This is a genomic window from Meiothermus luteus (assembly GCF_003574085.1).
GTDB classification, from domain to species: Bacteria; Deinococcota; Deinococci; order Deinococcales; family Thermaceae; genus Meiothermus; species Meiothermus luteus.
In genome coordinates this window covers 1-3,671 of the sequence record NZ_QWKZ01000156.1, presented here as the reverse complement: position 1 = coordinate 3,671, position 3,671 = coordinate 1, and the positions used below count along the sequence as shown (strand labels likewise).

At 66.9% G+C, this 3,671-nt stretch carries 4 protein-coding genes; all 4 read right to left on the bottom strand.

All coding sequences use genetic code 11. From position 1 onward, the window contains the following. Window positions 1-33: 33 nt before the first annotated feature. The 4 genes from hemH to Mlute_RS14445 are packed head-to-tail and all read right to left on the bottom strand — an operon-like array spanning window position 34 to window position 3,556. Window positions 34-1,005 carry a ferrochelatase gene (gene hemH / locus Mlute_RS14460; RefSeq protein ID WP_119361251.1) on the bottom strand — a complete coding sequence of 324 codons (972 nt, stop codon included), beginning with the start codon at window positions 1,003-1,005 and terminating at the stop codon, window positions 34-36. Between the two features lie 12 nt (window positions 1,006-1,017). Continuing rightward, on the bottom strand, window positions 1,018-1,800 hold the full coding sequence (locus Mlute_RS14455; RefSeq protein ID WP_119361250.1) for a chlorite dismutase family protein: 783 nt from the start codon (window positions 1,798-1,800) through the stop codon (window positions 1,018-1,020). Next, window positions 1,797-2,855, bottom strand: a complete 1,059-nt coding sequence (gene hemE / locus Mlute_RS14450; protein ID WP_245959001.1) for a uroporphyrinogen decarboxylase — start codon at window positions 2,853-2,855, stop codon at window positions 1,797-1,799. The genes Mlute_RS14455 and hemE overlap by 4 nt, the downstream gene beginning before the upstream one ends. Continuing rightward, window positions 2,852-3,556, bottom strand: coding sequence for a response regulator transcription factor (locus Mlute_RS14445; protein ID WP_119361249.1), 705 nt, complete (start codon window positions 3,554-3,556; stop codon window positions 2,852-2,854). The genes hemE and Mlute_RS14445 overlap by 4 nt, the downstream gene beginning before the upstream one ends. Window positions 3,557-3,671 lie beyond the last annotated feature (115 nt).

Here is a 3,671-nt window from a genome sequence, read left to right as displayed (position 1 = left end):
CCACCCCACCCCCGACCACCACCAGCCGAGCCATCAGCGCGACCGCTCCAGCACCGGGAACGAGGCCCACTCCCGCAGCACCAGGTCCCTCAGTACCCCGATGTAGTCGGGGTCGGCGTTCAGGCTGCGGGTGCGCAAAAGGCGCAGGCCGAGCCTTGCCGCGGTGTTCTGGGCCTCATAATCCAGGTCGTAAAAGACCTCGAGGTGGTCCGAGGGGAAGCCCACCGCGGTCACCACCACCTCGCTAAAGCCCTGGGCCGCAGCCCGCTCCAGCCGCTCGTTCACATCCGGCCCAATCCAAGGCTCCGGGGTGCGGCCCGCCGACTGCCAGGCCACATCCCAGTGTAGAAGGCCCAACCTCCTGGCCACCCCCTCCGCGGTGGCGCGCACTTGGGCCTGGTAGACCCCATCCCCCGCCGACTTCTCGGGGATGGAGTGGGCGGTGAAGAGGAAGAGGGCTGCCCTGGGCTCCCGAAGCCGCCAAAGCTGTTCTAAAACCCGGTTGGTCAGGGCCTCAATGTAACCCGGGTGGTCGGGGTAGGCCTCCACCAACCGGAACTCAAAGGGCCGCCCCAGCTTGGCCAGAGCCTCTTCCACCTTCTGGCGGTACTCGGCGATGCTCCGGTTGGAGAAGTGTGGGGCGGCCACGATGCCCACCGCCCGCTCCACCCCATCCTCAGCCATGGCCTGCACCGCCTCGGCGATGAAGGGGTGCCAGTGCTTAGTCCCCACATAGACCCGGGCCGGGCCCCGCACCCTAGGGCCAGGCGAGGCCCGTAGGGGCTCCGGGAAGAGGGGCAAGGCGGCGTTCAAGGCGGCCTCGAGCCGGATGGCCTGAGCAAAGGTGATCTCGCTCAGGGGGCTGCGGCCAATTTGGTGGTAGCGCTCCTCGAGCTCGGCCAAAAGCTCCGGACTAGGGGGCCGCCCCCGACGGATGTCGGTGTAGTAGGGCTCAATTTCCTCACGGCGGTAGGGGGTTCCGTAGGCCATCAAAAGCACGTTCATAACAGCCTCTCTCTAGGCCAGGTCGTCCAGCACCTCGCGGATATCCTTTTTCAAGCAGGTGAACATCGGGGTATCCCGCAGGGTGTACTGGCTGGCCTCGGTAAAGCGCAACCGGTGCACTAAGTCAAGGAACTCCTGGGGGTAGTTGGAGTCAAAGGCCACCACAAACTCCTGGTCGTCAATCCCGTAGGAGTAGGAGGTATTGAGGGTGACCCCGGTGAAGGGGGCCGAAACGTAGATGTGCTCGTCCATCATGCCCTGCCGGGCCTGGGGGGAGAGGTCGTACCAGGCCCGGGTCTTGATGAAGGGGTAGACGAACAGGTACTGCCCCTGCCCTGGCAAAAGCTGCACCCCTTCTCCCTCGGGGTTGAATCGGTCTACGTAGATGGAGCGCTTCTGCATGGAGAGAAACGAATAGGGCTGGCTCAGGTAGCCGGCCAGAGTGGTTCGGTTCAGCTCGCGCTGCATGGCCTGAAAGTCGGGTACCTGGAAGCTGATGCGCCAGAGCATGAAGTCCACGTCGGCCCGCAGGCCCACCAGGCTGTAGGTTCGCAGGATAAAGCCCTCCCCGCGCCCCGCCCAGCGCTCACAAACCTCGGCGAACTCGGCCTTAGCGGCCTCAATGAACTCCCGGCTCTGCCGGCGAAAGGCTGGGTCTAGTTTGAAAAAGGCGTAGTTCATGAACTGCCGCTTGGCCCGGTCGGGGGCCTTGCGGCTCACCAGGCCCGCCGGGTCTAGGTCTACCATACGCCGGGTCTCTTTCTCCTTGTACTCGCGGGTTTCCTTCTCGCTCATGCAGACTCCTCCTGCCAGCGGTTGAACTGCTGTACCACCTCCACCAGATGGGCTACGTGTTCGGGGGGCGTGGTGCGGATTACCCCGTGCCCCAGGTTGAAGATGTGGGGGCCGCCCCGCCCGGCCCGAAGCACCTTCCGGGTCTCCTGGGCGATGACCGCTGGCGGGGCCAAGAGCACCGCCGGGTCGAGGTTGCCCTGCAGGGTGTGGTTTGGGAAAAAGCCCCGAACCTGATCCAGGCTCATCCGCCAGTCCACGCTCACCACCTCGCAGGGCAGCTCGGCGATGAGGGGGTAAAGGTGGCTGGCGCCCACCGCCAGGTAGATGCGGGGCACCCCCAGGCCCCCCAGCCCCTCGAGCACCCGCCGGTTGTAGGGCAGGCCGAAGGTCCGGTAGGTCTGGGGGTCATGCAAGCCGGCCCAGGAGTCAAAGAGCTGGATGGCCTGGGCCCCAGCCTCCACCTGCATCCGCAGGTAGCGCAGGGTGAGCTCGGTGAGCTTCTCCAACAGGCGGTGAGCCAAAGCAGGCTCCTGACGCAAGAAGGCCCGGAAGACCTCGTAGTCCTTGGAGCCGGCCCCTTGCACCAGGTAGGTCGCCAGGGTCAGCGGGGCCCCGCCAAAGCCGATGAGGACGGTTTCTCGGCCCTGAAGCTCCCGCCGCACCAGCCGGATGGCCTCGGCCACAAAGGGGGCCACCTCAGCCGCCTCGGGCAGGCGCAGGGCCTCGATCTGGGCTGGACTTCGCAGCGGCTCGGCCACCACCGGGCCGGGGTTGAACGCCACCGCCACCCCCATTGCGGGCAGGGGGGTCATGATGTCGCTGAAGAGGATGGCCGCGTCCAGGGGAAAGCGGCGCAGGGGCTGGAGGGTCACCTCGGCGGCCAGCTCGGGGGTGCGCACCATCTCCCAGAAGCTGGCCCGTTCCTTGATGGCCCGGTACTCGGGCAGGTAGCGCCCGGCCTGGCGCATCAGCCAGAGGGGGGCCCGGGGGGTGTCCTCGCCCCAGGCGGCGCGCAGAAAAAGAGAGGGGGTGGTCTGGATAGGCGTCGCGTTCACGTGGGCTCCTTGGGTTCGGGCTCGGGGGTGAAGCGGTAGCCCACCCCCCAGACGGTGTGAAAGTGCACGGGGTTTTGCGGGTCGGGCTCAAACAAGCGGCGCAAGCGGACCACAAAGTTGTCAATGGTGCGGCTGCTGGGAAAAACCTCTTGGCCCCAGACCCGGTCCAAAATCTCGTCGCGGCTCACCACCTCGCCGGCCCGCTCCACCAAAAGCCGCAGGATGGCCATCTCCCGCTCGCCTAGGAACTCCTTGCGCCCGTCCTTCAGGTAAGCGGTCCAGGCCCGAAAGTCAATGCGGTGGCCAGCAAAGGCGTAGACCTGGGCCGGGGTCTCGGCCCGACGGCGCAGCAGGTTTCTGACCCGCAGCAGAAACTCGGGCAGGTGGAAGGGCTTGGCCAGGTAGTCGTCGCCCCCCACCCGCAGGCCCTCCACCCGCTCCTCCGGGGCCCCTTTGGCCGAGAGGAAGAGCACCGGGGTGGAAAAGCCCAAAGCCCGCATCTTTCGGCAGACCTGGAGGCCGTCCAGGTGGGGTAGCATCACGTCCAGCACCACCAGGTCGGGGTTGAACGTCCTCCAGCGCTCCAGGGCGGCCTGGCCATCGTGGACCACCTCCACCGCGTAGCCCTCGTCCTCGAGGTTGTCCTGCAGGGCCGCGGCCAGGGCGGGCTCGTCCTCCACCAGCATCACCCGGGGCTTCACGCGGGCCTCCTTTCGGCCTGAGGGGCCGGGGCCTGCGAAAGGGGAAAGGCGAGCACAAAGCGGCTGCCCTGCGGCAGGGCCTCGGCCCACACCCGCCCCCCCATCAGCTCGGTGA